24 protein-coding genes are annotated in these 26344 nt (G+C 70.7%); 4 read left to right on the top strand and 20 right to left on the bottom strand.

Translation table 11 applies throughout. The annotated features are described in order from the left end of the window. The first annotated feature begins 151 nt into the window (after nucleotides 1-151). Nucleotides 152-895, top strand: coding sequence for an SDR family oxidoreductase (locus PS467_RS40010; protein WP_311039428.1), 744 nt, complete (start codon nucleotides 152-154; stop codon nucleotides 893-895). Between the two features lie 4 nt (nucleotides 896-899). Here the strand turns inward: PS467_RS40010 and PS467_RS40005 are convergent, their stop codons facing one another. The 16 genes from PS467_RS40005 to PS467_RS39930 form a co-directional block, all read right to left on the bottom strand. After that, nucleotides 900-1829 (bottom strand): LysR substrate-binding domain-containing protein, encoded by a 930-nt coding sequence (locus tag PS467_RS40005; RefSeq protein WP_311039427.1) that lies wholly within the window; start codon nucleotides 1827-1829, stop codon nucleotides 900-902. 71 nt (nucleotides 1830-1900) lie between these two features. Further along, the gene (locus tag PS467_RS40000) at nucleotides 1901-2776 is read right to left on the bottom strand and encodes an NAD(P)-dependent oxidoreductase (RefSeq protein ID WP_311039426.1); all 876 of its coding nucleotides are present in this window, start codon (nucleotides 2774-2776) and stop codon (nucleotides 1901-1903) included. An 8-nt stretch (nucleotides 2777-2784) separates the two neighbouring features. Next, nucleotides 2785-3462 (bottom strand): 4-carboxy-4-hydroxy-2-oxoadipate aldolase/oxaloacetate decarboxylase, encoded by a 678-nt coding sequence (locus PS467_RS39995; RefSeq protein WP_311039425.1) that lies wholly within the window; start codon nucleotides 3460-3462, stop codon nucleotides 2785-2787. Between the two features lie 48 nt (nucleotides 3463-3510). Continuing rightward, the gene (locus PS467_RS39990; RefSeq protein ID WP_311039424.1) at nucleotides 3511-4551 is read right to left on the bottom strand and encodes a zinc-binding dehydrogenase; all 1041 of its coding nucleotides are present in this window, start codon (nucleotides 4549-4551) and stop codon (nucleotides 3511-3513) included. Nucleotides 4552-4572: 21 nt separating this feature from the next. Further along, nucleotides 4573-5358 carry an SDR family NAD(P)-dependent oxidoreductase gene (locus PS467_RS39985; protein ID WP_311039423.1) on the bottom strand — a complete coding sequence of 262 codons (786 nt, stop codon included), beginning with the start codon at nucleotides 5356-5358 and terminating at the stop codon, nucleotides 4573-4575. Next, the gene (locus PS467_RS39980) at nucleotides 5355-6143 is read right to left on the bottom strand and encodes an SDR family NAD(P)-dependent oxidoreductase (protein WP_311039422.1); all 789 of its coding nucleotides are present in this window, start codon (nucleotides 6141-6143) and stop codon (nucleotides 5355-5357) included. Before PS467_RS39980 ends, PS467_RS39985 begins: the two co-directional genes overlap by 4 nt. A 79-nt stretch (nucleotides 6144-6222) precedes the next feature. Continuing rightward, nucleotides 6223-7248: a sugar phosphate isomerase/epimerase family protein gene (locus PS467_RS39975; RefSeq protein ID WP_311039421.1), complete on the bottom strand. Its 1026-nt coding sequence runs from the start codon at nucleotides 7246-7248 to the stop codon at nucleotides 6223-6225. Further along, nucleotides 7241-8008: an SDR family NAD(P)-dependent oxidoreductase gene (locus PS467_RS39970; RefSeq protein WP_311039420.1), complete on the bottom strand. Its 768-nt coding sequence runs from the start codon at nucleotides 8006-8008 to the stop codon at nucleotides 7241-7243. Before PS467_RS39970 ends, PS467_RS39975 begins: the two co-directional genes overlap by 8 nt. Nucleotides 8009-8056: 48 nt before the next feature. Then, complete coding sequence (locus PS467_RS39965) at nucleotides 8057-9040, bottom strand: NAD(P)-dependent oxidoreductase (protein WP_311039419.1); 984 nt, start codon at nucleotides 9038-9040, stop codon at nucleotides 8057-8059. A 184-nt stretch (nucleotides 9041-9224) separates the two neighbouring features. Continuing rightward, the gene (locus tag PS467_RS39960) at nucleotides 9225-10037 is read right to left on the bottom strand and encodes an aldo/keto reductase (RefSeq protein WP_311039418.1); all 813 of its coding nucleotides are present in this window, start codon (nucleotides 10035-10037) and stop codon (nucleotides 9225-9227) included. 56 nt (nucleotides 10038-10093) lie between these two features. Further along, nucleotides 10094-11128, bottom strand: coding sequence for a M24 family metallopeptidase (locus tag PS467_RS39955; protein ID WP_311039417.1), 1035 nt, complete (start codon nucleotides 11126-11128; stop codon nucleotides 10094-10096). 56 nt (nucleotides 11129-11184) lie between these two features. Continuing rightward, the gene (locus tag PS467_RS39950) at nucleotides 11185-12510 is read right to left on the bottom strand and encodes an MFS transporter (protein ID WP_311039416.1); all 1326 of its coding nucleotides are present in this window, start codon (nucleotides 12508-12510) and stop codon (nucleotides 11185-11187) included. Between the two features lie 171 nt (nucleotides 12511-12681). Further along, nucleotides 12682-13911 carry an aminotransferase class I/II-fold pyridoxal phosphate-dependent enzyme gene (locus PS467_RS39945; protein WP_311039415.1) on the bottom strand — a complete coding sequence of 410 codons (1230 nt, stop codon included), beginning with the start codon at nucleotides 13909-13911 and terminating at the stop codon, nucleotides 12682-12684. 20 nt (nucleotides 13912-13931) lie between these two features. Further along, entirely contained in the window at nucleotides 13932-14903 is a 972-nt protein-coding gene (locus tag PS467_RS39940) for a 5-oxoprolinase subunit C family protein (protein WP_311039414.1), read from the bottom strand. After that, nucleotides 14896-15630: a 5-oxoprolinase subunit B family protein gene (locus tag PS467_RS39935; RefSeq protein ID WP_311039413.1), complete on the bottom strand. Its 735-nt coding sequence runs from the start codon at nucleotides 15628-15630 to the stop codon at nucleotides 14896-14898. Before PS467_RS39935 ends, PS467_RS39940 begins: the two co-directional genes overlap by 8 nt. Beyond that, nucleotides 15627-16406, bottom strand: a complete 780-nt coding sequence (locus PS467_RS39930; RefSeq protein WP_268976580.1) for a LamB/YcsF family protein — start codon at nucleotides 16404-16406, stop codon at nucleotides 15627-15629. Before PS467_RS39930 ends, PS467_RS39935 begins: the two co-directional genes overlap by 4 nt. A 202-nt stretch (nucleotides 16407-16608) precedes the next feature. Between PS467_RS39930 and dgoD the strand changes: the two genes are divergently transcribed. Further along, nucleotides 16609-17754, top strand: a complete 1146-nt coding sequence (dgoD, locus tag PS467_RS39925; protein ID WP_311039412.1) for a galactonate dehydratase — start codon at nucleotides 16609-16611, stop codon at nucleotides 17752-17754. A gap of 92 nt (nucleotides 17755-17846) precedes the next feature. On the opposite strand, the gene gdhA is transcribed toward dgoD, so the two are convergent. Further along, complete coding sequence (gdhA, locus tag PS467_RS39920; RefSeq protein ID WP_311039411.1) at nucleotides 17847-19205, bottom strand: NADP-specific glutamate dehydrogenase; 1359 nt, start codon at nucleotides 19203-19205, stop codon at nucleotides 17847-17849. Between the two features lie 595 nt (nucleotides 19206-19800). Here gdhA and PS467_RS39915 point away from each other — a divergent pair. Further along, on the top strand, nucleotides 19801-21159 hold the full coding sequence (locus PS467_RS39915) for a WD40 repeat domain-containing protein (RefSeq protein ID WP_311039410.1): 1359 nt from the start codon (nucleotides 19801-19803) through the stop codon (nucleotides 21157-21159). A gap of 35 nt (nucleotides 21160-21194) precedes the next feature. After that, the gene (locus PS467_RS39910) at nucleotides 21195-22157 is read left to right on the top strand and encodes a phosphotransferase family protein (protein ID WP_311039409.1); all 963 of its coding nucleotides are present in this window, start codon (nucleotides 21195-21197) and stop codon (nucleotides 22155-22157) included. A 149-nt stretch (nucleotides 22158-22306) separates the two neighbouring features. On the opposite strand, the gene PS467_RS39905 is transcribed toward PS467_RS39910, so the two are convergent. From PS467_RS39905 to PS467_RS39895, 3 genes are all read right to left on the bottom strand, one after another. Beyond that, nucleotides 22307-23176, bottom strand: a complete 870-nt coding sequence (locus PS467_RS39905) for an HTD2 family dehydratase (protein WP_311039408.1) — start codon at nucleotides 23174-23176, stop codon at nucleotides 22307-22309. A gap of 149 nt (nucleotides 23177-23325) precedes the next feature. Beyond that, nucleotides 23326-24522 carry an acyl-CoA dehydrogenase family protein gene (locus PS467_RS39900; protein WP_311039407.1) on the bottom strand — a complete coding sequence of 399 codons (1197 nt, stop codon included), beginning with the start codon at nucleotides 24520-24522 and terminating at the stop codon, nucleotides 23326-23328. 166 nt (nucleotides 24523-24688) lie between these two features. Beyond that, nucleotides 24689-26296, bottom strand: coding sequence for an outer membrane protein assembly factor BamB family protein (locus PS467_RS39895; protein ID WP_311039406.1), 1608 nt, complete (start codon nucleotides 26294-26296; stop codon nucleotides 24689-24691). Nucleotides 26297-26344 lie beyond the last annotated feature (48 nt).

The raw sequence follows: 26344 nt of genomic DNA, 5'->3' as shown, positions 1-26344 counted from the left end.
ACCGGACGAAGGCAAACAACAAATTCTTCTGACGGCATCTGGAAAAAGAATCACCATTGCCGCGACCGCACATCCGGTATTCAATCCATAGGGACTTCCTTCCTCCATCACTCATGCGGAAGACACCTGCCCTGAAGAGGAGACCAGCGTCATGTCCTTCTCCGACTACCAGACCGCCCTGGTCACCGGCGCGTCCACCGGCATCGGCGCCGTCGTCGTCGAACGGCTCGCCCGGCAGGGCCTGGAGGTGCACGCGGTCGCCCGCAACGCCGACCGGCTGACCGAACTCGCCGCCAGGACCGGCTGCGTCCCGCACGCCGTGGACATCACCGACACCGACGCGCTCACCGAGGCGGTGGGCGGCCTGGACATCGACGTCCTGGTCAACAACGCCGGTGTGTCGCGCACGGGCACCATCCTCACCGCCGACGAGTGGGCCGTGGACGAGCAGGTGGCGGTCAACATCCAGGCCGTATTGCACCTGGTACGGCTGCTGATGCCCGGCATGGTGCGGCGCGACCTCGGCCACATCGTCAACATCAGCTCCATCGCCGGCGTGTACAACTTCGGCGGCAACACCATCTACCACGCCACCAAGGCGGCGGTGCACACCTTGTCCCGGCAACTGCGCGTGGACGCATTCGGTGGGCGGGTGCGCGTCACCGAAATCTGCCCGGGGCGCGTCGAAACGGAGATATTCGGCCGGCTGCTGGGCGATATGGAAGAGGCGCAGCGGCGTTTCTTCGACGGCTATGAGTCGCTCAAACCGGAGGACATCGCCGACGCCATCGAATTCGCCGTCGGTACGCCGCCGCATGTCAATATCGGACACATCGAGATCCTGCCCACCCGTCAGGTCCCCGGCGGCCTTGAATTCGCGCGGAGCGGGGTCTGACGCCTTACGCCGACGCGCTTTTGCGGCCCGGGACCGACGGGTCGAGCAGGAGCGTGCGCAGCAGGTCGGCCACGAGCGCGGCGGCGTGCGAGAGCGGCTGCACCTCCGGGGTGCACAGGGACATCGCGGTGGACAACCGGGCGTCGGCGAAACGGTAGACCCGCACCTCCTCGGGGGCGAAGTGCGCTTGGACGGCCGTGAGCGGCAGCACGGTGGCACCGAGTCCGCTGACCACGGCGTCCCGCAGCACCGTGTCCGGCTCGACCTCGGCGACGACGGAGCAGTGCAGCCCCGCGGCGTGGAAGGCGGCGTCGGTGATGCGCCGGACGGTGTGCAGTTCGTTGGGCATGATGAAGTCCAGACGGCTCGCCTCCTTGAGGGGGACGGTGTCGCCGCGGCTGGTGAGGCGCGGCACCCGGGCGCTGGTGACCAGGTGGAACTCCTCCTCCAGGACATGGTCGAAGACGACCCCTTTGACATAGCCGGGGTCGTAGATGAGCGCCATGTCCACCTGGCCGAGCAGCACCGCCTGGCTCATCACCACCGTCAGGTTCTGGATCAGTTGCAGATGGATGTTCGGGTACCGCTCGCGTACCGCCCGCAACAGCGGTACGGCGATACCCGGCGCCATGCTGTACGAGGCCAGGCCGACGGTCACCAGCCCGGCGGGAGTGTCGTTGCCGGCGCGCAGGTCGATCCGCGCCGCCTTCTCCAGCCGCAGGATGCCCTGCGCATAGCGGTAGAGGGAGCGGCCGGACGCCGTGACCTGGACGCCGCGGCCGGTGCGTTCCAGCAGCCGGGTCTTGAAGTCGCTCTCCAGGGCCGAGATGTGCTGGCTGAGCGCCGACTGGGTGATGTGCAGCGAGTCCGCGGCCCGGGTGATGTTGCCGACGTCGACCACCCTGACGAAGTATCCGAGCCTGCGGGTGTCCATCGCTCTCCTCCCAGATCGTTGCGGGTGAACGTATCCCGCGGGGGCCCGGCAGCGGAACAGCCGGGCACGGCTCACTCCTCCCCGGCCGCTGCTCCCCCGGAGACGACCTCGTACACCGCCGTGTGGTCCGCGTCGCCGAGGCCCCGGCGCAGCACCTCCTCGAAGAGGGCACGGGTGCGCCGGGTCTGCGGCAGGCCGGCGCCGAGGGTGTCGGCCAGCGCGGTGGCGTACCTCAGGTCCTTGACCTGGTTGGTTCCGCTGCCGCCGAGGCGGTAGTCGCGGTGCAGGATCTTTTCCGCCTTGGCGTCGAGGACGGCAGTGGCGGCCAGGCCGCCCTGGAGCACGCGCACCAGTTGTTCCCCGGACAGGCCCGCTCTGCGGCCCAGGTCGAGGGCTTCGGCCACGGCCACCAGGGTGCCGGCGACGATCACCTGGTTGCACAGCTTGGCCGCGCTGCCCGCGCCGGGCGGGCCCATGTGCTCGATGGTGGTGGCGAAGGACCTCAGTACCGGTTCCACGGTCCGGTACGCCTCCGGGTCGGCGCCCACCATCAGGCTCAGCGTGCCCGCGCGGGCGCCCGCGTCGCCGCCGCTCATCGGCGCGTCGAGCACGGCCAGGCCGTGCCGGCCGAGCCGGCCGGCGAGCCCGCGCACCTTGTCGGGAGACGTGGTGCTCAGGACGGCCACGTGCGTGGTGCCCTGGGCGGCCCAGCGGCGTACCACCGGCTCGGGCGCGATGTCGTCGAGCTGGTCGATGTCCGGCAGGGCCGACAGGACGATCCTCGCGCGCAGTTCCTCGGGGCGGGCGACGGCCCGGTGGCCGAACTCCTCCGCCCTGGCGCGGGTGCGGTTCCACACCTGGAGCGGGAAGCCGGCGCGAGCGATGTGCCGGGCCACCGGGGCGCCCATCGGGCCGAGGCCGAGCACGGCCACGTCGGGTCCGTTCACGGGCCGGTTCACTCCTCGACGACCAGGCCCTTGGCCTTGAGCTTCTCGGTCAGTCCGTGTATCTCGATCAGCGTTTTGTCGCCACGCCGGTGCTGCTCGCGGATCTTCGCCTCGTGGTCCTCGCGTTCCTGGCAGAGCCGGACGACCTCCTCGGCCTCCTCCGGGTCGATGACGACGATGCCGTCGGCGTCGCCGCGCAGGATGTCGCCGGGCCGGACGATCTGTCCGCCGATGGAGATCGGGCGGTTCACCTGGCCGAGGGTCTCCTTGACCGTTCCCTCGATGCACACCGTGCCGGAGAAGACGGGGAAGCCGAGCTTGCGCAGGTCAGCGCTGTCGCGCACACCGGAGTCGGTGACGAAGGCGGCCAGTTGCCTGCTCTGGCAGGCGGTGGCCAGTACGTCTCCGAAGGAGCCCGCCTGTTCGTACTCCGACCCCGCCACGATCACGACGTCCCCGGCGCGGGCGTAGGAGATGGCGACCTGCACCATGATGTTGTCGCCCGCCTGCGCGTCGACCGTGAAGGCCGGTCCGCAGAAGGACATCGCCGGGTCCACGGGCTTCAGCCGGTGTGCCAGGGCGCCCTTGCGGCCCTGTGCCTCGTGGATGGTCGCGGCGGAGAAGCGGCCGAGCGCGGCCACGACATCGGCGGACGGACGGTCGATCCGGGTGCGTACGTGGATCATGGGAACACTCCCTTGCGGTGCAGTGCGGTTCGGTGATGTCGTGCGGGTTCAGGCGTCCGGGTCGGCGGAGACCCGGAGCACCGTCTTGGCGGACCGGGAGGAGTCGGCGGCGCAGCGGAACGCCTCCGCGGCGTCCTCGACGGTGAACTCGTGGCTGAGCACCGCGTCCAGCGCGGGGTCGGCGGCCAGCAGGGCGATCGCGGCGTCCAGTTCGGTGTCGAAGCGCTGGGAGCCGTACAGCGTCAGCTCCTTGGCGATGAGTGTCGACATGGCGACCGGCACCGGTTCGCGCGGCAGTATGCCGAGCTGGAGCACGACGCCGCCGGGGCGTACCGCGTCCAGCGCGGTGGCGAGCGAGGCGACGGCGCCCGCCGCTTCGACCGTCACGTCGAACGCCGACCGGTCGACGGTGCCGCCCTCGGAGAGGTTCACGGTCGTGGTGGCGCCGACCGCGGCCGCGGTCCGCAGCGGGAAGTCCGCGAGGTCGACGGCGGTGATCTCGGCGGCGCCCGCGTGCCGCAGTGCCGCGACGGCCAGCGCACCGATCGGGCCCGCGCCGCTGACCAGCGCCGTCGCACCCCGTATCCGGTCGCCCAGGCGGGCCGTACCGTGCAGGACGACGGCCAGCGGCTCGGCCAGTACGGCCCGGCGCAGGGGCAGTGCGGCGGGCAGCGGGCGGAGCTGGGAGGGACGTACCTCCAACAGTTCCACGAAGCCGCCCTGGGTGTGCGGCCGGGTGGAGGCGCTGCCGAAGTAGCTGCCGTCCGGGTCCAGGTGCAGGCCGGTGGGCGCGGTGGTGCCGGCCGGAGCGCAGGGGGTCGCCGGGTGCAGGGCGACGCGGGAGCCGACGGCCGGCGCGTCCGGCACGTCTTCTCCCGCCCCGGCGACGACGCCGACCACCTCGTGGCCGAGGACCAGCGGTTCGGTGACCGTGTAGGGGCCGTTGCGGCCGTCCGCGGCGTAGTGCAGGTCCGAGCCGCAGATGCCTCCGTAGACGACGCGGACCAGAACCCGGTCCGGTGCCGGCTCGGGTTCGGGCAGCGCGTCCACGCGCAGGTCTCCCGGTCCGTGGACGACGACGGCTTTCATCACAGCGCGTTCCTTTCGGCGTCAGCGGGCAAGGTAGCCGCCGTCGACGGGCAGCACGGTTCCGTGGATGAAGCGGGCGGCGTCGGACACCAGGAACAGCGCGGCGCCCGCGATGTCCCGTGCGGTGCCCCACCGCCCCGCCGGGATGCGTTCGAGGATCTGGCGGTTGCGGGTCTCGTCGGCGACGAGCGCGACGTTCATCTCGGTGTCGATGAAGCCCGGCGCGATGGCGTTGACGCGGACGCCCTTCGGCGCCCACTCGTTCGCCACCGACTTGGTGAACTGTCCGACGGCGCCCTTGGACGCGGCGTACGCGGAGGCGGTGAAGCCACCGGTGAAGGAGAGCATCGAGGCCAGATTGACGATCGCGCCCGAGCCCCGTTCGAGCATCGGCCGGCCGAAGAGCTGGGTCAGTTCGACGACCGTGCGTACGTTGAGCTGCTGGACCCGGTCCCAGTCCTCGGCCGGGAACTCCTCGAAGCGGTGCCGGAGGTTGAGGCCCGCGTTGTTGACCAGGATGTCGACCCGGTGCTCGCGCAGTATCCCGGCGGCGGTGGCGCGCACCTGCTCCGGATCGCTCAGGTCGGCGCTCACCGGGACGTACGCTCCGGTGTGCGCGGCGCTCTCGCGGCGGTGGATGCCGATCACGGTCGCGCCGTTGCGCAGGTAGAGCTCGGCGATCGCGTGGCCGATACCGGTACTCGCCCCGGTGACCACGGCCGTCTTGCCGGTCAGGTCGGCGGTGAACGGAACGTCCACGGTGCTGTCGTCCTCCACGTCTGGGTGCTTGGGGTGCGGGTGCGTCATGCGATGTGCGATCCGCCGTTGACGTCGTAGGTGACGCCCGTGAGGTAGCCGGCGCGCTCGCTCAGCAGGAAGGCGACGACCGCGGCCACGTCGTCCACGGTGCCGATGCGGCCGACGGGCAGGTCCTCCAGCAGTACGGCCTTGCGCTCGTCGGTCAGCCGGCCGCCCATGATGTCGGTGTCGATGGAGCCGGGCGCCACGGAGTTGGCGGTGATGCCGTAGGGGCCGAGCTCCCGGGCGAGAGTGCGGGAGAGGCCGAGCAGCGCGGCCTTGGAGGCCGAGTAGGCGGCTCGTCCGTACACCCCGCCGCCGCGTTCGGCGGAGGTGGAGGAGATGTTGACGATACGGCCGATCCGGTGTTCGGCCATGAGTTTCGCCGCGGCGTGGGTGACGTGGAAGGTCCCGTGCAGGTTGACGTCGATCACCCGGTGCCATTCGGCGTCCGTGACGTCGAGGAAGGGCACCGGCGAGCTGACGCCGGCGTTGTTGACGAGCCCGACGAGCTGCGGCAGTTCGGTGCCGACGCGGTGTACGGCGGCGTCCACCGCGGCGCGGTCCCTGATGTCCACGCCGATGCCGAGGCAGGCGACTCCGTGTTGCTCCGTCAGGGCGGTGGCCACGCCGCGGCAGGCGGTCTCGTCCAGGTCGAGCACGGCGACCGACCAGCCCTCGGCGGCGAGCTGGGCGGCGGTGGCCCGTCCGATGCCGCGCGGTGACGCGGCGCCGGTGACGATCGCGGTGCGGGCGGTGGGGAACTCCGCGGCGGGCGGTGGTGGAAGTGTCACGGCTCTCCAGTTCGTACGGGCGGGTGTCGTACGGGCGGGTGTCGTACGGGCGGGTGTTGTACCGGCGGGTGTCGTACGGTCAGTCGGTGCGGGGCAGGACGCGCCTGAGGTACGCGGCGTTGGTGGCGCCCACGCTCAGGCCGTCGCCGCCGTAGTGCTCGACCACGAAGGTGCCGCCGAAGCCCTGGGAGATCGCGTAGCGGACGGCGGCTCGGTAGTCGATCACGCCGAGTTCCAGGGACGTGGGGTGGGTGAGCACGGTGCCGGTGGCCGGGTCCTCCAGGCGGGCGTAGTTCTTGACGTGCCAGTAGTTGGTGCGGGGCGCGGTGACCGAGACCAGGTACTCCCAGGTGTCCACCGGCCCCTGGACGCGCAGCAGGTTGCCGAGGTCGGGATTGAGTCCGACCGCTTCATGGCCGATGTCGTCGAGGAACCGGACCGCCTCGTCACCGCTGCCCAGGTAGGTGTTCTCATACAGCTCCAGGGAGAGTTCCACACCGACGTCGGCGGCGTGGACGGCGAGTTCGCGGAACCGGTGGACGGCGAGCGCGCGCACCTGCCGGTCGTGGCGGGGCGGTACGTCGTCGCCCGGAACGGTCCAGAACCACAGCGCCCGCCGTTGCCGGGGGCTCAGCGCGTCGTGGAGTCCGAGGCAGACGACGTCCGCGCCCAGCGCGGCGGCCGCGTCCACGGTCCGGTGGGAGAAGGCGAGATGGTCCTCGCCACGCTCCGGGTGGACGACACTGCGGCGGACGACTCCGACACCGGGTACGGTGAGCCCCGCGTCGGCCAGGACCTCGCGCAGCGCCGTCAGCCGGGCGCGGTCCAGGTCGCCCAGGGGCAGCCAGGCGGTGGACAGTTCCAGATGGGTGAAGCCCTCGTCCACGACGGGCTGGAGCAGGCGCCGCCATTCCTCGGGGTCGAGCTTCTCCACCGGGGTGCCGTCCGCCGCGTGCGGCGGGAACTGGAGCATGGCGGCGGCGATCGGCCAGGTCTCGGGTGTGTGCGGGACCGGGAGGCGGGACGGCGCGGCCAGGGACGGCCGCTCGGTGGAGGCGGGCGGGGCGGCGGCGGGGGACGCCGGGGGCGCCGGGACGTCAGCCAATGCGAAGGCCTCCGTTGATGTTGTAGGTGGCGCCGGTGATGTAGCCGGCGTCCTCGCCGAGGAGGAACTCGACGAGGGCGGCGACATCGCGGGTGGTGCCGAGCCGCCCCACCGGAAGCTGGGACAGGAAGGCGGGTTTGCGGTCGTCGGTGATCCGGCCGCCCATGATGTCGGTGTCGATGGTGGCGGGCGCGACGACGTTGACCGTCACCCCACGTGGGGCCACCTCCAGGGCGAGGGCCCGGCTGAACGCCTCGATCGCGCCCTTGGACGCGGCGTAGGCGGACTTGCTGTAGGTGCCGCCGCCGTTCTGCATCGCCGTCGAACCGAGGCTGACCACCCGGCCGTGGCCGCGCTCGGCCATGCCGGGCACGATGCGCTTGCTCACCACGAAGGTTCCGGTGGCGTTGATCCGCATGACACGTTCCCAGGTGGCCAGGTCCGCGTCGAGGAAGGACACCGGTGAGCTGATGCCCGCGCTGTTGACCAGCCCGGTGACCGGCGGCAGTTCCGCTTCGAAGGCAGTGACGGCCGTGTCCACGGCGGCGGGGTCGGCGATGTCCGCGACCGCGCCGACCGCGGCGACACCGTACTCGGCGCGGATCCCGGCGGCGGCCTTCTCGACCTCCGGGTCGATGTCGAGCAGGCCGAGGTGCCAGCCGGCCGCGGCCAGCCGGCCGGCGAGGGCGCGGCCGATGCCCCGCGTGGACGCCGCTCCCGTGATGACCGCGGTGCGGCGGCCCGTGCTGTGCTCCGTCATGTCCTGTCCCTCTTGTTCGAGTCGTCCGGCGTATTGCGAGTCGCCTTGTCAGAAGGGGCCGTTGACCGTCTCCGGGGGCTGTTCGCCGCGGCTCACGGCGATGAGCGACGCCATCACGCTCGCCGACACGGCGGCCGTGTACTGGTCGGTCCAGCACAGGGAGTGCGGCGCGAGGATCACGTTGTCCAGCGCGGTCAGCGGGCTGTCCGGCGTGAGCGGCTCCTCGGTGAACACGTCCAGGCCGGCTCCGGCCAGCCGGCTGTCCGACAGCCGTGCGATGAGCGCCTCCTCGTCGACCACCACGCCGCGCGAGACGTTGATCAGCCGGGCGGTGGGACGCATCAGCGCCAGTTCCCGTTCTCCGATGAGGTGCCGGGTGCCGGGGTTGGCGGCGACGGCGACGACCACGTAGTCACTGGTGCTCAGTACGTCGTCCAGGGTGGCGAGTTCGACGCCGGCCTCGGCCGCCTCCCGGGCGCGGTCGCTGCGGTTGTAGCCCAGGACGCGCAGTCCCTGCGCGCGTACCCGCCGTGCCGTCTCCAGTCCGATGCCGCCGAGTCCGACGATGCCCACGGTGGCCCCGGTCAGCCCGGGGCCGCGCCAGGCCCCGCGCTCCGCCCAGCGTCCCTCGCGCACCAGTCTGTCCTTGACGACCAGGTGGTGCGAGAGCGCGTACAGCAGCGCGATCACGGAGTCGGCCACCGGCCGCCGTACCGCGTCGGGGGCGTTGGTGACCAGCACACCGCGCCGGGCGCAGGCCTCGGTGTCGACGGCGTCGAAACCGGCGCCGAACCGCGCGACATGCCGGAGCCGGCCCGAGGCCGGTATGGAACGCGCCGTGACCCGCTCGTGCCCGAGCACCAGGACCGCGTCGGCTTCCGCGAGCTGCTCCGCCCGCAGTTCCCCGACCTCCTCGTCCAGTACGCGCCACGCCAGTCCGGCGTCGGTCAGCCGGGAGAGCCCGATGTCACCGAAAACGGTGCTGCCGTCCGGCTGCGCATAACCTCGCGTGACCACTACCTGATAAACCACGGCGGCCCTTCTCGGGAAATCGGGAACGTGGGTCAGAGCGTAGTACCGCGGCTTCCGGTGAAAGAGGCGAAGCGGCTATCCGTATGGCGGCATAAAAAATACCGATGGGAGAGGGAAAAAGAACATGCGAATACCACGGCCATCCGTCCTCGCACGGCCGTGGTATTCGCTCCGGTCGGTGTGGCTAACGCCCCGTCGTCACGGTCGTGAGACCGTCGATCGCCTCGACGTCCGCCGGCGTCAGGGTGAGGTCGGCCGCGGACAGATTGCGCTCCATACGGTCGCGGTGCGCGGATTTCACGGTGACCGCGACCTTGTGGTGCAGGTTCCACGCCAGGACGACGTCGCGCGGCGAACGGCCGTGCCGGCGGGCCACGTCGAGGAGCACCGGATGGTCGAGGTCGGTGCTGCGCAGCGGGCTGTGCGCGCTCAGCACCACACCGCGCTCACGCATCGCCCCGGCGAAGTGCGGATCGTAGTCGCCGGGGCCCCACTGCACCTGGTTGACGGCCGGGTAGACACCGGTCTCGCGGTGCAGCGCGTCGATGAGTTCCACCGAGTAGTTGCTGACCCCGATGGCCCGGACCAGGCCCTCGTCGCGGGCCTTCACGAACGCGCGCCAGCTGGTGACGCCCGGGTGGCCGCCCGGGGGCCAGTGGATCAGCCAGAGGTCGATGTGGTCACAGCCCAGCGCGGTCAGGCTCCGCTCCAGGGTGAGCCGTTCCCGGCCGACCTGGTCGGGCGGCATCTTGGTGGTCACGAACAGGTCGGAGCGGGGCAGGTCGGTGGCGGCGAGGGCGGCGCCGACGGCGGCCTCGTTGCGGTAGCGGGTGGCGGTGTCGACGAGCCGGTAACCGACGGAGAAGGCGGTCAGTACGGCCTCGGTGGCCTGGTCGCCGCGCATCGGATGGGTGCCGAATCCGACCAGCGGCATGGTGACACCGGCCGCGTCGGCCGTGGGTACCCGGTCCGCTCCGGTCGGGTGGGTCGTGCCCATGACGGTTCTCCTCTTGCGTTCACAGGGGGGTTACGGCGGTGGCGTGGCGGGTGGGGTCAGTACAGCTCGACGAGGCGCAAGGGCGTGCCCGCCTGCGGCTCGGCGCCCTCGGCGGTCAGCGCGACGGTCTCCGCGAGCTCGACCGCGCCCCGGCCCGGCACCTGGACCCCGGTCCGCACGCCGAGCACCATGCCGGGCTCGGCGACCACCGCGCTGTCCGGCGGCAGCGGCGCCGATGCCCCGCCGCCGCGCAGCGCGACCAGCCGGCAGGCCGCCCCGTGCCCGCCGGCCTCTCGCTCGAACGCCGCGTATCCGTCGGTGAGCCGGGCGCCCGGCCGCAGGGCCGCGAGCAGCGCGGCCGTCGCGGCGGCGCATACGTCGCCCGCGGTGCGCAGCGGGCCGTCGGCCTTGCTGAGCACGGCGGTCGCGGCGGCGTACCCGGCGGTCCCGTCCAGCAGCGGGTGCAGGACGTAACGGAGCGGGACGGTCGCGGTGAGCCGGGCCGTGGCGGGGTCGTGGCCGCGGACGGTCACCAGGTCGGTGCCGGCCGCCCCGTCGGCGTCGTACGGGTCGTACCACCCGAGCAGTCCGCCGGCCCGGCGGACCGACCGGTCGACGTTGCCGGACAGCTCCCGTACGTCCATGCCCACCCGCAGGTGGTCCATGACCGCCGTGTAGCCGACGGCGGCGAGCTCGGCCGCGGCGGCGAACGCGGGCTGTTCGCCGGGCTCGCAGCAGGCCAGTTCGGCGAAGACCAGGTCGGCGGCCGGGCGCAGCCGGACGCCGGTGCCGTCGGTCTGTCCGAGGACGTCCGGCGGCAGATCGGCCTCGGTGGCGACCATGCCGCCCGCGATGCCGGCCGCACGCAGCGCGGCGGCGGTGGCCGCGGCCAGGTCGCCGGTCGCGCTCGCCACCGTGCCGTCGGTCGTGAGCAGGACGGCGGTCGCGTCGGCGGAGCCGGGTACCGGGCCCAGGGCGTACCGGCGCCCGGTGCGCGAGGTCAGCAGCAGGGCGCCGAAGCCGGCCTTGTCCAGTCGTCCGCGGAGCCTGTCGAGTGCGGCTGTGGCCTGGTGCGTGGCCGCTGTCGCCACGGGACCACCGTCCTTTCGGATGGGAGGAGGTACGGGTGCGTCGGGCCGGGTCCGGTTCAGCGCTTGAGCGGCTCGAAGGCCGTCTCCTTGATGCGCAGCGCGGTGAACCCGGCGACGGCGGAGGTGAGGACCAGGTAGATCGCCGGGATCCAGGTGCTGCCGGTCGCGGCGATGAGCGCGGAGACCAGCAGCGGTGCGGCACCGCCGAAGATGGCGGTGCCGAGGTTGTAGCCGACGCCGTAGGCCACGGTGCGGACCCGGGTGGGAAAGAGTTCGGCGAGCGTCACCTGCATCACGCCGTTGGTGCCGGCGAAACAGACGGCCATCAGGACCGCGCCGACGACCGCCGTGGCGAAGGAGCCCCGCGTCAGCAGCCAGTAGCAGGGGAAGCCGATGACGACCATGCCGAACGCCGAGCCGCTGAGCAGCTTCTTGCGGCCGATCCGGTCGGAGAGGCGTCCGGCGTAGAGCACCGCGAAGGTGCCGACGGCCAGCATGATGGCGGTGACCAGCAGCCCTTCGAGGCCGGAGAAATGCATCTCGTCCTTCATGAAGGACGGCATGTAGATGAACAGGACGAAGTAGCCGGAGCTGTTGAGCAGCGGCAGCACGATGGTCAGGCCCATCGCGCGGCGGATCTCGGGAGTGGTGAACGCCTCCTTCAGCGGGCTGCCGGTCACCGCGCCCTTCTGCTCCGCCTCGGCGAACTCCGGTGACTCCTCGGAGAGCCGGCGGACCACCAGGCCCACCACGCCGAGCGGCAGGGCGAGGAGGAAGGGCAGCCGCCAGCCCCACGCCTCCATCTGTCCGGTGCTGAGCACCGCGGTGAGCAGGGCGGCGAACAGGGTGCCGAGGAGCATCGCTATGAACGTGGCGGCGTTGGCATAGCTGACCACCCGGCCGCGGCGGCCGTCACCGGCGTGTTCGGCGAGGAAGGAGTTGCCGTTGCCGGGCTCGCCGCCCATCGCGAAGCCCTGGACGAAACGCAGCAGCACCAGGCCGATCGGCGCCCAGACGCCCACCGTCGCGTAGCTCGGCAGAACGCCGACCAGGGCGGTGGACAGGCTCATCATGGTGATGAGCACCAACAGGACTCGTTTGCGCCCTATTCGGTCGCCCCACGATCCGGCTACGGCGGCACCCACGGGGCGGAAGAAGAAGGGAATGGCGAAGGCCGTGAAGGTCAGCAAGACGCTCGTGGTGGAGGCGCCGCTGGGAAAGAACACGACCGCGAGGGTTCCGGCCACGAAGCCGTAGACGGCGTTGTCGTACAGCTCGATGAAGACACCGATGAGACCCCCGACGATGGACACCTTCGTCGCCTTCGTGGTGGCCGCGAGTGGCTGCGCGTGCGGCGGAGCCGCGGATACCTTGCTGTTCACGGGCACAACCTTTCACAAAGTGACGTCGTCGTCAGTACTTTGGCCCGTCATTATTTCCTCGGTATTGCCGATGGGTATACCCGGCGGCATTCGGAATCCAGCTCCCGATACCGGCATTAGAGAAGCTGATTTCTGGTGGATCGCCGGGCCGGCACGGCACGGAAGGGTATATCAGCGACGCAGCAACTCGACGGACCGGGCGAGTCCGGCGACGGCCTCGCCGATGATTTCGGAGGACAGTGCGAAGCTGGCGCGGAAATGTCCCGGGCAGCCGTAGGAATCGCCGGAGATGACCACGACGCCGCTGGTGTCCAGGAAGTGTTCGGCCAGTTCCGCGTCGGTCGTGATCCTCTTGCCCGAGGGGGTGACGGACCCCATCAGCGCGGAGGCGTCGACCCAGACGTAGAAGCCCCCCTCGGGGGCGGTCGGTCGCAGTCCGTCGATCGCGGCAAGGCCCGAGACGAGGAGGTCCCGTCGCTCGGTGTAGATGCCCACGGTGCGGTCGATGAACTCACGCCCGCCGTCGAGCGCCGCGACCGCCGCGGCCTGGCTCACGGAGGACGGGCAGGACGAACTCTGCGACTGGAGCGTGCCGATGGCGGCGCAGAGCCCGGCCGCTCCCGCGCCGTAGCCGATCCGCCATCCGGTCATGGCGTACGCCTTCGACACACCGTTGACGAGGAAGATCCTCCTCCGCAGGTCGGGGGCGACGGTCACCGCGCTGGGAACCGGTCGCGCGCCATAGTTGATCTCGTCGTAGATCTCGTCGCAGAGGATCGAGACGTGCGGGTGGGCGCGGACGACATCGGTGAGGCCGCGCAGCTCCGACTCGCTGTAGACGGCGCCCGTGGGGTTGTTGGGCGTGTTGAGCACGACCCAGGTGGTCCGGTCGGTGATGGCCTCGCGGAGCTGGTCCGGGGTGAGCTTGTACCCCTCGTCCGCCGTGGTGGCGACGGTGACGGGCCGCCCGCCGTTGACCGTGACCATGTCCGGATACGACACCCAGTACGGGGCCGGGACGATGACCTCGTCGCCTTCGTCGAGAGTGGCCATGAAGGCCAGGAAGATGAGCTGTTTCGCGCCGCCGCCCACGCAGATCTCGTCCCCTGCGTAGGACTGCCCGGTCTTCCTCAGCAGCCGGGCGGTGATGGCCTTCTGCAACGCGGGGGTGCCGTTGGCCGAGGTGTATTTGGTCTCCCCGGCGCGGATCGCGGCTATGGCCGCTTCCTTCACATGGTCGGGGGTGTCGAAGTCGGGTTCGCCGATCGTCAGCGGCAGCACCTTGCGGCCCGCCGCCTGGAACTCCCGTACCCGGTCCGCGACCCGGGAACTCGGTGACTCCTTGACACGGGACATGCGCTCGGCCGGCGCGGGCGCCCGGAGCGTTGTGGGGTTCGTCATTCCTTCTCTCCTTGGGTGGGTCACACGAGTGCCGCGAAGGCCGTGCGCGCGCGCAGGGCGACGCGGTCCAGCAGACGGCGCCGCTCCAGGTAGGCGGCGGTGGCGGCGGACGCGGTCGTGCGGTGGAAGCGGATGGTCTGGCCCGGTCTGAGCTGCGCCGCGTGGTCCAGGGCACGGGAGGTGAGCACCGCGAGGACCGGGTATCCCGCGGTGATGCCGCGGCCGCGCATCAGAACGAGCAGTTCGTCACCGGTCGGGGCCTCGACCGCGCCGATCGGCACCCCGCGGGAGAGCACCTCCCCGGTGACCGACCGCCGGGGCACGGGTCCGGCGACCCGCATCCCGACATGGTTGATGCGCGGGGTGACCGTGTACGGGGAGTCGTACAGCCGCTGGAGCCCCGGCCCGAACTCGGCGGCGTCCGGCCCGTCGACCACGTCCAGGACCGAGCAGACCCGGCCGACGTCGCGGGGGATGCCGAAGTGGAACACGGTGGCACCGAAGCGGCGGTTGACCAGCGGCGGGTGGGAGCGCAGCAGCGGCAGCACGGTGCCGGAGGCGACCTGGGTCCCGAACCCGATCATCGAGTCCGGTGCGCAGCTCCCCATCAGCCGGGGCACGTCGAAGGACCCGTGTACGGCGACGTAGGCACGCAGTCCGGCGTCGGAGATGCCGACCCGCACCGTCTCGCCCGCGCGCACCGACAGCGGCGTCCAGGCCGGGTGGGCACGGCCGTCGACGGCGGGTTCGGCGGGCGCGCCGGTGACGGACAGCAGGACGTCGTGGCTGGGCCGGAAGGTGATCCCGAAGCCGGTGGCCTCGATGAGCGGGTCCGTGGGCGCGTTGCCGACCAGGGCGTTGGCGGCGCGGGCGGCGAACTGGTCGAGGGCGCCGTTGACGGCGAGTCCTCGCGCGGGTCCCGCGACCCGGCCGAGGTCGGTGACGACGCACACCCTGGCGGAGTCGACGTACAGTTGGGGGCGGTCAGTCATCGTGGCGGTACCTCATCGGGGTGCCGAGCAGCTCCGCGTAGCCGGTCTCGTCGATGGGCAGGAACCGCACCCGGTCCCCCGGCCGGTACGGGACCACGGTGTCGGTGTCGGTGTCGGTGCGCAGGATGTCCAGCGGGGTGCGGCCGATCTGCCGCCAGCCGCTGGGAGCGGCGACGGGCCCGATGACCGTCTGGCGCCCGGCGACGGAGACCGCGCCGGGCGGCACGCGCAGCCGGGGCGTGGCCAGCCGTGGAATGGGCAGGCCGAAGTCGGGTCCGTCCATCATGGCCGAGGCCGCCGGGCCGCCCAGGCAGCGGATGAGAGGTTCCCCGGCACACACGAGGTCGATGATCTTGGGCACCGGGTGGCCGACCACGTCGGCCACCCACTCCAGGTCGGGGCCGGCCTCGCCACCGAAGAGCACCGGCACGTCGATGACGCCGCCGGCCGCGCCGCCTTCGCCGACCGGGGCGGCGGTGTCCCAGGAGCGGATGAGCGAGGCGATCTCCTCACCCGTGGTGTAGTACGGGTCGAACTCCACGAGCACCGCGTCGTAGGTGGGCACGGCCGTCACCGTGGGATGGATCCCGCCGTGGTTGAGCCATCCGGCGAGCCGGTGCACGGCCGTCCACACCTGGTCGGTGTCGTCGCCGTCGACGGCGACGCGCACAGCGGCGTCGCCGCACAGCGAGATGGCCATCGTCGTCGCTGCGCGCGTGTCCGTCATGCGGCCGGCGCGCCCAGTACCTCGTCCAGGGGCGCCAGCCGGACGCCGGCGGCCTGAAGTTCGTCACGGATACGGGTCGCGAGCTGGAGGGCCGCCGGGCCGTCGCCGTGGAGCTGCACGCAGTCCGTCCGTACCGCGATGTCCTTGCCGTTCCGGCTGGTGATCAGCCCCTCGGTGACCATGCGGACGGTCCGGCGGGTGACCTCGTCCGGGTCGTGCAGCACGGCGCCGGGCTCGGACCGCGACACCAGAGTGCCGTCGTCCTCGTAGGCGCGGTCGGCGATGCCGACCATGGCCATGCGCAGACCGCGTTCGCGGGCCACGGCGGCCATCTCGCCCTCCTGCATCAGGATCACCAGTGACGGGTCGAAGGCCTCGACGGCGTCGGCGACGGCCTCGGCGTAGTCGCGCCGGGTGACGACGAGGTTGCCCAGGCGCCCGTGCGGAGCCAGGTGCTCGATCCGGGTGCCGTGCGCGCGGGTGAACGCGGACAGCGCCCCGATCTGGTACAGCACGTCGGTGCGCACCTCGTCGGGGGTCAGGTCCATCGCCCGGCGTCCGAAGCCCACCAGGTCGGGGAAGCTCGGGTGTGCGCCGATGCGGACGCCGCGCTCCACGCAGGTCCGTACGGTCGTGTCCATCACCCGCGGGTCGCCCGCGTGGAATCCGCAGGCGACGTTCGCGGACGTCAGCAGTTTCAGCAGTTCGGCGTCATTGCCCATGGTGTAGGCCCCGAAGCTCTCTCCGAGATCGGCGACCAGATCGACAACAGGCACAGTGCTGCTCCCTCCCTTTGGAAAACCACCAGACCGTGTCTGGCCCAGACGCTAGAGCGGGCGGGACCGGAGAAGAAGCGCACATCAGGAAGGCCCATGGCCGCATAGCGGTTCGCGATGGGTGCGTACACGGGGGTGTGGAATCACGCCGGAAGTCACGAGACTTGGCTCCCTCAGCCCCTCACGAAAGGCCGGCCCTCCCGTGAAGATCACCCGCATCGAGACGTTCCGGCTGCCGCCCCGCTGGCTGTTCTGCCGGGTGGAGACCGACGACGGCATCGTCGGCTGGGGCGAGCCCGTGGTCGAGGGCCGGGCGGAGGTGGTGCGCACGGCCGTGGCCACCCTTGCCGAGTATCTGATCGGTCAGGACCCGTTGCGCATCCAGGATCACTGGCAGGTCCTCACCAAGGGCGGGTTCTACCGTGGCGGCCCGGTCCTCTCCAGCGCCGTCGCCGGACTCGACCAGGCGCTGTGGGACATCGCCGGCAAGGCGTACGGGGTACCGGTGCACGCGCTGCTGGGCGGCCCGGTCCGCGACGCGGTACGGGTCTACGCCTGGGTCGGCGGGGACGAGCCCGCGGAGCTGGCCGACCACATCGCCGCGCAGGTCGAGGCCGGTTTCACCGCGGTGAAGATGAACGCCGCCGGGCGTACCTCCCCGCTGCCCACGGCCGCCGAGACCGCCGCCGTGGTGGAGCGCGCGGCGACGGCCCGCGAGGCCCTGGGTCCGGACCGGGACATGGCAATCGACTTCCACGGCAGGTTCACACCCGCCGGCGCGCGCCGCGTGCTGGAGCTGATCGCACCCCTGCACCCGCTCTTCGCCGAGGAGCCCGTACTGCCCGAGCACACGCCACTGCTGCCACGGCTCGTGGAGTCCACGGCCGTCCCGATCGCCACCGGTGAACGGCTCTTTTCCCGCGCCGAGTTCCTGCCCGCGTTCCAGGCCGGTATCGCCGTGGCACAGCCCGATCTCTCGCACGCCGGGGGCATCTCCGAGGTGCACCGCATCGCGGCGGTCGCCGAGACCTTCGGCGCGCTGCTCGCGCCGCACTGTCCGCTCGGCCCGCTCGCCCTCGCGGCCAGCCTCCAGGTCGCGTTCGCCACCCCGAACTTCCTGATCCAGGAGCAGAGTCTCGGCATCCACTACAACAAGAGCGCCGACCTGCTGTCCTACGTGCTCGACCCGGCCCCGTTCCGCTTCACCGACGGCCACGCCCATCGCACCACCCTGCCCGGACTCGGCATCACCGTGGACGAGGCCGCCGTACGCCAGGCCGACGCCTCGGCGCCGGCCTGGCGCAACCCGGTGTGGCGCCACCCCGACGGAAGCTTCGCCGAGTGGTGAGGTGACCGGGTCTCCAGCCGCTCATGGACCACGTGCGCCGGACCGTCTCCTTCCTGCGCACGTGGCTCCCTCCTTCCCGGTTCCTGCCGGGTTCAGATGACGCCCTGGGCCAGCATCGCGTCCGCCACCCGCTCGAAGCCCGCGATGTTCGCGCCCGTCACATAGTCATCGGGGGCGCCGTAGCGCTCGGCGGTCTCATGGCAGGTGGTGTGGATGTTGTTCATGATGTGCGTCAGCTCCTCCTCGACCCGCGCCGCCGTCCACGAGGTACGGGCGTGGTTCTGGGCCATCTCCAGGGCGCTGACCGCGACGCCACCGGCGTTGGCCGCCTTGCCGGGCCCGAACGCGACGCCCGCCTGCTGGAACAGGTGCACCGCCGCCGGGGTCGTCGGCATGTTGGCGCCTTCCGAGACCGCCTTCACCCCGTTGCGGATCAGAGCGACGGCATCATTCTCGTCCAGCTCGTTCTGTGTGGCCGACGGCAGCGCGATGTCGGCCGGAACCTCCCAGACCCGCCCGCCGGGCACGAAGCGGGCCGAAGCGCCCCGACGCTCGGCGTACGTGTCCACCCGGCCGCGCTCGACCTCTTTGACCTGCTTGAGGAGGTCGAGGTCGATGCCCTTCTCATCGACCACGTAGCCGGATGAATCGGAGCAGGTCACGGCATTGGCACCGAGGGCGGCCAGCTTTTCGATGGTGTAGATGGCGACGTTGCCGGAGCCGGAGACGACCGCCGTCCGGCCTTCCAGGTCCTCGCCGCGCTCGCGCAGCATCGCGGCCGCGAAGAGGACGTTGCCGTATCCGGTGGCCTCCGGCCGGATCAGCGAGCCGCCCCAGCCCTGGCCCTTGCCGGTGAGGACGCCGGCCTCCCAGCGGTTGGTGATGCGCCGGTACTGGCCGAACAGGTAGCCGATCTCCCGGCCGCCGACGCCGATGTCACCCGCGGGCACGTCCGTGTGCTCGCCGATGTGCCGGTACAGCTCCGTCATGAACGACTGGCAGAACCGCATGACCTCCGCGTCGCTGCGCCCGTGTGGGTCGAAGTCGCTGCCGCCCTTGCCGCCGCCGATGCCGAGATCCGTCAACGCGTTCTTGAAGACCTGCTCGAACCCCAGGAACTTGATGACGCCGAGGTTCACCGACGGGTGGAAGCGCAGGCCGCCCTTGTAGGGGCCGAGCGCGCTGTTGAACTCCACCCGGAAGCCCCGGTTGACGCGAACGCGGCCCTGATCGTCCTGCCACGGCACCCGGAAGATGACCTGCCGCTCCGGCTCGCACAGCCGCTCGATCAGCCCGGGGTCGGCGTACTCGGGGCGGGCCGCGACGACCGGCGCCAGCGTCTCCAGAACCTCGTGGACGGCCTGGTGGAACTCCGGCTGGGCCGGGTTGCGGTGCTCGATCTCGGTGAGCAGGTGCGCGAGCGTGGTCTTCGTCTCGGATCGCGTGATCACGTAAACCCTTTCTGGCACAGCTGACACCGGATCCGGTACGGGGAGGGCCGGCTCACTCCAATACCGTCCGGTGGGGGACGCTCGGCGCCATTGCCGTGCGCGGGACACTTAAGTGTTACGCGCATGTAACAAGCTGACCAGTACCCAGGTCCAGGTGCGACCACTATGCGAGACCAGAGCTTCACATACCGCCCCATAGCGAACGCGCGAGACGCGGCCGCTGCCTGGCCTTCCGCCGCCTCGTGGTCACGCAGCGTTTCTGCCTCACCCCTTCGTGCCTCCGGCGATGCGCCGCCACGCACGGCCGGGGCCGATGGACCCCACGGTCCTGATCTGGTCGCGGTGGATACGGCGCGGTTCGGGTGCGAGTGCTCCGGCCGGTTCGGCCGGCCGTTCGGTCAGCGCTCGCACCGACAGGGACGAAGCGACAGACACCTGACAGGGCCTGCCCCACGCACGGTGGTCGCGGCTCGCGGTCACGAGCGTGCGGGGCTGCTCCACACGAAGAAACCGTTTCTGAAAGCGTGGACCTTGCAGTCCTGAAACACGTCGGCGCACACTGATCATCCTCTGGTTTCGAGACGAGAGAGAGCCTTTGTCCATCCACCCCTTCTACGGCGTGCGAGTGCTCGCCCCGGCCCCCGAGCGGCGGCGTGTGAGATTTCGGATCTTCGTTGTCGACTACGACGTCGAGCGCCGGTGGCATGCCGAACTGCCGGCCGACCCCGGCTTCTTCCTGTCGCTGCTGTGGCAGAGCGCGGACGACGGCGGCGGTTCACTCGGTGATTTCCTCACCTGGCGGGAGCCCGAGAACGACGGCTGGCTCGCCGTGAACACCCGGTGGTTCGTGGACAGCGTCGAACGTGTCACCGTCCGCAACCATCCGCTGTCCGAAGGGGACTGGGAGCACATCGATACCCTCCAGGAGGAGGGCATTCACCAACGGGACGACGGCTGGCCGGATGAGCGCCTTCTCGTGCAGGCCGATTACGAGGTCCAGGTCACCGACCGACGCTGGCTGGAGCATCTGCGGCCCGGCCTGAGCTGGGAGACCGGCTATTACCCGGACCCAACCCGCCGGTTGCGCGCCGAGGATGCCCCGCACGTGCCGGATCTCACGGAACCGGATGCCGTCCTCACTCCGTTCGCCGGCTCCGACCATTCCGCCTCCCTCGTGGCACTGGCCTTCTCCGACGACGGCCGCTTTCTCGCTGTCACCAGCGAGGACGGCGAACTGGCCGTTTACGACACGCCCAACCGGTCCGAGCGGCTCCGCATGTCACCTGTCTCGGCCGGCCGGGACATCATGTGGGTACCCGGGCGGCATGTGGTCACGCTCAAGGAGGACGAGGACGACGAGGTGCGCCCGTGGGCCTATGACCTCGACGCCGACACCGAGACCGACGTTCCGGTGGAGCCAGGCCGCGTACGCTCGCGCACCGGCTGCTTCCGGATCGAGTACGGTCTCGGCGGCCGGGTGGACTTCGTCTCCGGGCAGTCCTCGCCCGATCGCACGGTACGGCTCGGTGACGAAACCTCCGGCCGGGTCCGGGGCGTGGCGTTCAGCGCGGACGAGACCCGGATGTTCGTAGCCCACAACGCGAACGTGCATGTGATCGAGCCCGCCTCCGGCAGGGTCCTGGACACCATCACTGTGCCGGGCGACCGGCTGAACTCGCTGGCGGCGAGCCCGGACGGCGCGTACCTGGCCGTGGCGACGGAGGACTGGAACGATGAGCGGACGTGCACACCCGACGTCTACCGGGTCGCCGACCGTGAGCTCATCATGCGGCGCCCGGCGAGGGACCGCGCACAGGCCGGGATCGGTGCCCGGTCCCTCGCCTGGTCGCCCGACGGCGCCCGGCTGGCGGTCATCGTCGAGGACGACATACATCTCTTCCGCGTCGGCCTGCCCGACGAGCCACCAGCCAGTCTCAGGCTCGCCCAGCACTGAACTCATGAGTCTTCGCGGAATGTTGAGGTCGCACGGTGACCAACCACGATGAGGCGGCGGCTGTCCGACCGTTGACCCTGGCTTGGGTGAACCGGCACCTGGAGGCCGGTGAACGGGTCGTCAAAGCCGAGGCGCTCCACGGCGGCATGACTGCCGAAATGCGGAGGCTGACCATCGGTATGCGGGACGGAGGCACCCGTGACCTGGTGCTGCGGAGCTTCGTCGACCCGTTCTACGTGGAGCACGCCGAGGATGGGCTGAACCGGGAGGCCGGCGCCCTGACCCTGCTCGCGGGGACCGGCGTGTCGGCTCCTGGACTGGTCGCGGTGGATCCGACCGCCGCGCATTGCGAGTATCCGTCGCTCCTGATGACGCATCTGGCGGGCCGGACGGTCCTGGATGATGAGGGATTGGAGACACGCGTTCCTCTGCTGGCCCGTCAACTCGTGGCGATCCACGCGCTGCGACCCGCTGTGCGGCCCCCGGAGTATGTGGCGTTGACGACCGCCGACACCGTCGTGGTTCCACAGGGCGCCGACAGAGCGGTATGGACCGCGGCGATCGACGTGATCCGCGAGCCCGCGCCACCCTATGAAGGGCGATTCCTGCACCGGGACTTCCAACCCGGCAACGTGCTGTTCGACGTGCAGCCCTCAAGGCCGGCAGGTGCCCGGATCACCGGCGTCGTCGACTGGGCAGCGGCCTCCTGGGGCCCGGCGGATCTCGATGTGGCGCACTGCTCCACCAATCTCGCGCTGCTGCACGGCCCGGCGTGGGGTCTGCGGTTCGCTGAGGCGTACGAGGAGGCCGGCGGGGTGCTGGCCGCGGCCGCGCGCGAGCGGCTGTACTGGCAGGTGCGGGACGGGCTGGCGTGCTCGGAAGAGGTGCGGTTGGTGTCGCGGTCGTGGCGGGAGGCAGGGAGGACAGAGCTGACGACGCGCACCGTGGAGGAGCGGCTGGATGCCTATGTCACCGCCGTGATGGACGCGCTGGGCTGAGGAAAGGCAGTCCGGGGCGCGGGCCCGGCCTCATCGTTCGGCGTGTTTCAGCTCGGTGCCGGGCGCGGGGCCCGTGTACCTACCGGTCCGGCCACTGCCCGAGTACGGCCGGCAAGCCGCGGGCGGTTTCGATCCGGCTGCGGAACCGGTCATGCGAAGGTCACCTCGGCCGTGGCGTGGCGCTGCTCGCGGTGCGTTGCGATGCGCAGGGTGGCATGTCCGTCGGCCGGTGTGCCGGAGGCCAGCAGGTGCTCGCCCGCGAAGGCGGGACGCCGCAGCCGGTAGGACACGGAGCGCACGCGGCGGGACGGGGCGTTGCGCCGTGCCAATTCCAGCATCGCCAGTACCAGGAGCGGGCCGTGGACGACGAGGCCGGGGTAGCCCTCCTCGCCCTGGGCGTACGGCGCGTCGTAGTGGATGCGGTGCGCATTCGCGGTCAGGGCGCTGAAGCGGAACAGCAGTGGGGGGTCCGGCTGAAGCGGAAGCCGCCAGGTCTCGTCGGACGCCGGTGCGGGAGAGGTGTCGAGGTCCGCCGGATGCTGCCCGGCGCTCCGTCCCGACCGGTAGACGATGTCCTGTTGCTCGACCACGCGTGTACGGCCCTGCTGAAGGTACTCGCTGCGCACCGTGACGAACAGGAGTTCCCCCGTCGTGCCCTGCTTGGTCGCGACCGTGCTCACGCTGCTGATGCGCTGGGCGGGCGCACCGACACGCAGCGGTTCGAAGATCTCGCAACGTCCTCCGGCGAACATCCGCTGCCGGTGAGGGATGGGCGGCAGGAAGTGGCCGCGGCGAGGGTGCCCGTCGGCTCCCAGGTCCCGCTGTGCCGGCCAGTGCAGGAAGTACAGCCAGTGCCACAGCGGCGGCAGGGGGTCGCCGGCCGCCGCGACCGGTTCGGGCTGGTCCAGCAGAGCCGACATGGCGGCCACCGGGGCGACTGGGAGGGCGTCGTCGTCGGTGACCGCCCCGGGGCGCCACGATTCCACGTACGGACCGAGCGTGCTCTGAGCGATGTGCATGGATGGCTTCTCCCGATATCGGTGGTGACGCGCCTCTCCCGCGTCGTCCCCCGCACATCACATGGCACATGGCCTGGTCGGCATGGGCTGCGGCAGGTCGGCCCGCGTTATGTTTTCGGTCCGGGGGTGCGGGTCCCGGTGTCGCTCGTTCAGCCCTTGGCCTGGTACTCCCGCAGCAGGCCGCGGCATATGACGGTCTTCTGGATCTCGCTGGTGCCTTCGCCGATGAGCAGGAACGGGGCCTCGCGCATGAGGCGCTCGATCTCATACTCCTTCGAGTACCCGTAGCCCCCGTGGATACGGAAGGCCTCCTGGGTGACCTCGGCGCAGTACTCACTGGCAATGAGCTTGGCCATGCCGGCCGCGACGTCGTTGCGCTCGCCGGTGTCCTTCTGGCGCGCCGCGTTGACCATCATCAGGTGCGCCGCTTCGACCTTGGTCGCCATCTCGGCCAGCTTGAAGGCAATCGCCTGGTGCTGCGCGATCGGCTTGCCGAACGTCTTGCGCTGCTGGGCGTAGTCCATGGCCAGCTCGAACGCCCGGATGGCGATACCGCACGCACGCGCCGCCACGTTGACCCGGCCGACCTCGACACCGTCCATCATGAAGGCGAAGCCCTTGCCCGGCGTCTCCCCCAGAATCTGGGTGGCGGGGACGCGGAACCCGTCGAACACCGCCTCGGTGGTGTCCACGCCCTTGTAGCCCATCTTGGCGATCTTGCCCGGGATGGTCAGCCCCGGCGCCACCTCTCCGAACCCCTCTGGCTTGTCCACCAGGAACGCCGTCAGGTTCTGGTGCGCCTTCTCCGCGCCTTCCTCGGTCTTGGCCAGCAGCGCGATGAGGTTCGAGGTGCCACCGTTGGTCAGCCACATCTTCGTCCCGTCGATGAGGTAATCGCTACCGTCGCGCCGGGCCCTGGTCTTGATCGCGGCCACGTCGGATCCCAGGTCGGGTTCGGACATGGAGAACGAGCCGCGGATCTCGCCGGCCGCCATCTTCGGAAGATACTTCCGCTTCTGCTCCGGTGTGCCATGCCGGGAGATCATGTGCGCCACGATGAAATGCGTATTGATCACGCCCGACACGCTCATCCACCCGCGCGCGATCTCCTCGACCACCAGGGCATAGGTCAGCAGCGACTCTCCCAGTCCGCCGTACTCCTCGGGGATGGTCAGGCCGAACAGGCCCATCTCCTTCATGCCCTCGACAATGTCGGCCGGGTAGGCATCGGCATGCTCCAGTTGCTGCGCATACGGAATGATCTCCTTGTCCACGAACGACCGGACGGTGGACAGCATTTCGGACTGCACGGTGGTGAGACCGGCGGTCCGGGCCAGACGGGCCATGTTCGACTCCTTGACTAACTCAGCAATGCCATGACACGGGCGAAATCGCGCCTGGCCGGTTCCGGCACCGTGATGGGGCGGGCGGTGGCCTCGGCCGCCGAGACCAGCGCTGGGAACGGTGCCGGGAGGCCGAGCAGGTTGACACCGAATCGGAAGGGGCGCGGGTTCATCGTCCCGTCCGCCGGATCGCGTAGACGGAATTCTTCCGGTCCGCGGTGACGTACATCGTCCCGTCAGGTCCGATCGCCAGTCCCCCGGATCGCGCGTAAGGCTGCCTCAGGTGGCCGACCGCGAGGCCGGCGGCGAGGACCCGATGCTGCCCGTCGTGTGCGTTCACCGAGAGCACCTGGCCCGCGGCGGTGTCCAGGACGACGAGAGCTCCGTCGGGTGCGACGGCGACCGCTCGTGGCGTGCCGAGCCCTCTGGCGATCTCCGTGACCGCTCCGGACTTCGGGTCGATCTTGAGCAGTCGGCCCCCGGTCGTGTCGGTGACCAGCAGGTCGCCGTCCCGGGTGAGGACGAGACCGGTCGGGGCGCCGAGGTTTTCGGCCAGCGGACGGGGCGTGGTGCCGACGATGTGGAGCAGGCGGCCGGTTGCGGGCTCGGAGACCACGAGGCTGCCGTCCCCCAGCTCTACGGCGTCCGCGGGCTTGTCGAGCCCGTCGACCGCGCGGACCGGCTCACCGGTGGTGCGGTCGACCACCTGGACTGTGCCGATCAGTTCCGACGTCAGAACGAGATGCCGCTTGGTGGCGCTGATCCCGGAGGGAAACTGTAGTTCCGAACTCAGCCGCCGGGCGATTTCGTTGACCTTTCCGGTGCGCGGGTCCACCCTCCGCAGGGCTGTGCTGTCGGCGATGTAGAGCGTGTTCCCCTCGGATGCGATGTCCTGGGGGAAAGCGAGCGGGCTCTTGGTCAGTGCCCGGCCGGCCCCGGTGGTGAGGTCGACTCGGACGACGCTGCTGTCGGCCATGTTGCTCACGTAGGCGTGGTCCCGCCGGTCGATGACCATGTTGTCGGCGGCCGCGGGCAGTACGGCGACCGTTTCCTTCGCGCCGGTCGCGAGGTCGACTCGGATGAGCTGTCCCGTGGCTCCGTCGAGGGTGTAGAGGCGGTCGTGGGAATCGAACCGGACCGAGACCGGCTGGCGGAATCCGGTGGCGACGGTGCTGGTCGCGCCCGTGTGCGGGTCGATGCGCACCACCTCACCGCGTTTTCCGAGCGGACCGTAGATCATCCCGTCCGGGCCGAACGCGAAGGCGTTGAGCCAGCCGAGGTCACGCGCGACGAGCCGGGGCGCGGCGATGCCTTTCGGATCGATCTCCCACAGACCGTCGGCGAAGAAGGTCTGCCCGACGAACAGGCGTTTCCGGGACCGGTCGAAGGCGATGGAGTTGACGCCGGGAAGGTTCTGCGCGACCGTCCGGATCCGGCCGTCGCGGTCGCGTTTTTTCACCGCGCCGGCCAGCGGGTCGGTCCAGAGGATCTCTCCCGAGGGTGTTACGACGAGATCGTCGGACCGGCCGTGCGGCTGGGCCACGAGGGCACCGGCCTTCCCGGTGGCGGGGTCGATCGTGGAGACGGTTTCGCTCGCGAGGCTCGCGGCGAGGAGGCTGCCGTCGGGCGCGAGGGCCAGGCCGTTGACGGTGTGCAGCGCGGTTCCGGCGACGATGCGCTTGACCCGGTAGCCGGTGGTGCCGCTGCTGGTCGCGGTCGCGGTCGCGCAGGAGGTCGTCAGGGCAAGTGAGGCGATGATGATCGCAGCGGTCGTCATACGTCGAGGGATGCGCACGGTTCTGTCCTCCGCAGGGGTCGGGCTTCC

The sequence above is a fragment of the Streptomyces luomodiensis genome (assembly GCF_031679605.1).
Lineage (GTDB): Bacteria > Actinomycetota > Actinomycetes > Streptomycetales > Streptomycetaceae > Streptomyces > Streptomyces luomodiensis.
Note: the sequence above shows the minus strand (reverse complement) of the source record. Positions and strands in the feature narration are given on the sequence as shown.

Coding starts and splice junctions, on each gene's coding strand:
- PS467_RS40010 (WP_311039428.1), top strand. CDS start 152: ATGTCCTTCTCCGACTACCAGACCGCCCTGGTCACCGGCGCGTCCACC.
- PS467_RS40005 (WP_311039427.1), bottom strand. CDS start 1,829: ATGGACACCCGCAGGCTCGGATACTTCGTCAGGGTGGTCGACGTCGGC.
- PS467_RS39995 (WP_311039425.1), bottom strand. CDS start 3,462: ATGATCCACGTACGCACCCGGATCGACCGTCCGTCCGCCGATGTCGTG.
- PS467_RS39990 (WP_311039424.1), bottom strand. CDS start 4,551: ATGAAAGCCGTCGTCGTCCACGGACCGGGAGACCTGCGCGTGGACGCG.
- PS467_RS39985 (WP_311039423.1), bottom strand. CDS start 5,358: ATGACGCACCCGCACCCCAAGCACCCAGACGTGGAGGACGACAGCACC.
- PS467_RS39970 (WP_311039420.1), bottom strand. CDS start 8,008: ATGACGGAGCACAGCACGGGCCGCCGCACCGCGGTCATCACGGGAGCG.
- PS467_RS39960 (WP_311039418.1), bottom strand. CDS start 10,037: ATGGGCACGACCCACCCGACCGGAGCGGACCGGGTACCCACGGCCGAC.
- PS467_RS39945 (WP_311039415.1), bottom strand. CDS start 13,911: ATGACGAACCCCACAACGCTCCGGGCGCCCGCGCCGGCCGAGCGCATG.
- PS467_RS39940 (WP_311039414.1), bottom strand. CDS start 14,903: ATGACTGACCGCCCCCAACTGTACGTCGACTCCGCCAGGGTGTGCGTC.
- PS467_RS39935 (WP_311039413.1), bottom strand. CDS start 15,630: ATGACGGACACGCGCGCAGCGACGACGATGGCCATCTCGCTGTGCGGC.
- PS467_RS39905 (WP_311039408.1), bottom strand. CDS start 23,176: ATGCACATCGCTCAGAGCACGCTCGGTCCGTACGTGGAATCGTGGCGC.
- PS467_RS39900 (WP_311039407.1), bottom strand. CDS start 24,522: ATGGCCCGTCTGGCCCGGACCGCCGGTCTCACCACCGTGCAGTCCGAA.
- PS467_RS39895 (WP_311039406.1), bottom strand. CDS start 26,296: ATGACGACCGCTGCGATCATCATCGCCTCACTTGCCCTGACGACCTCC.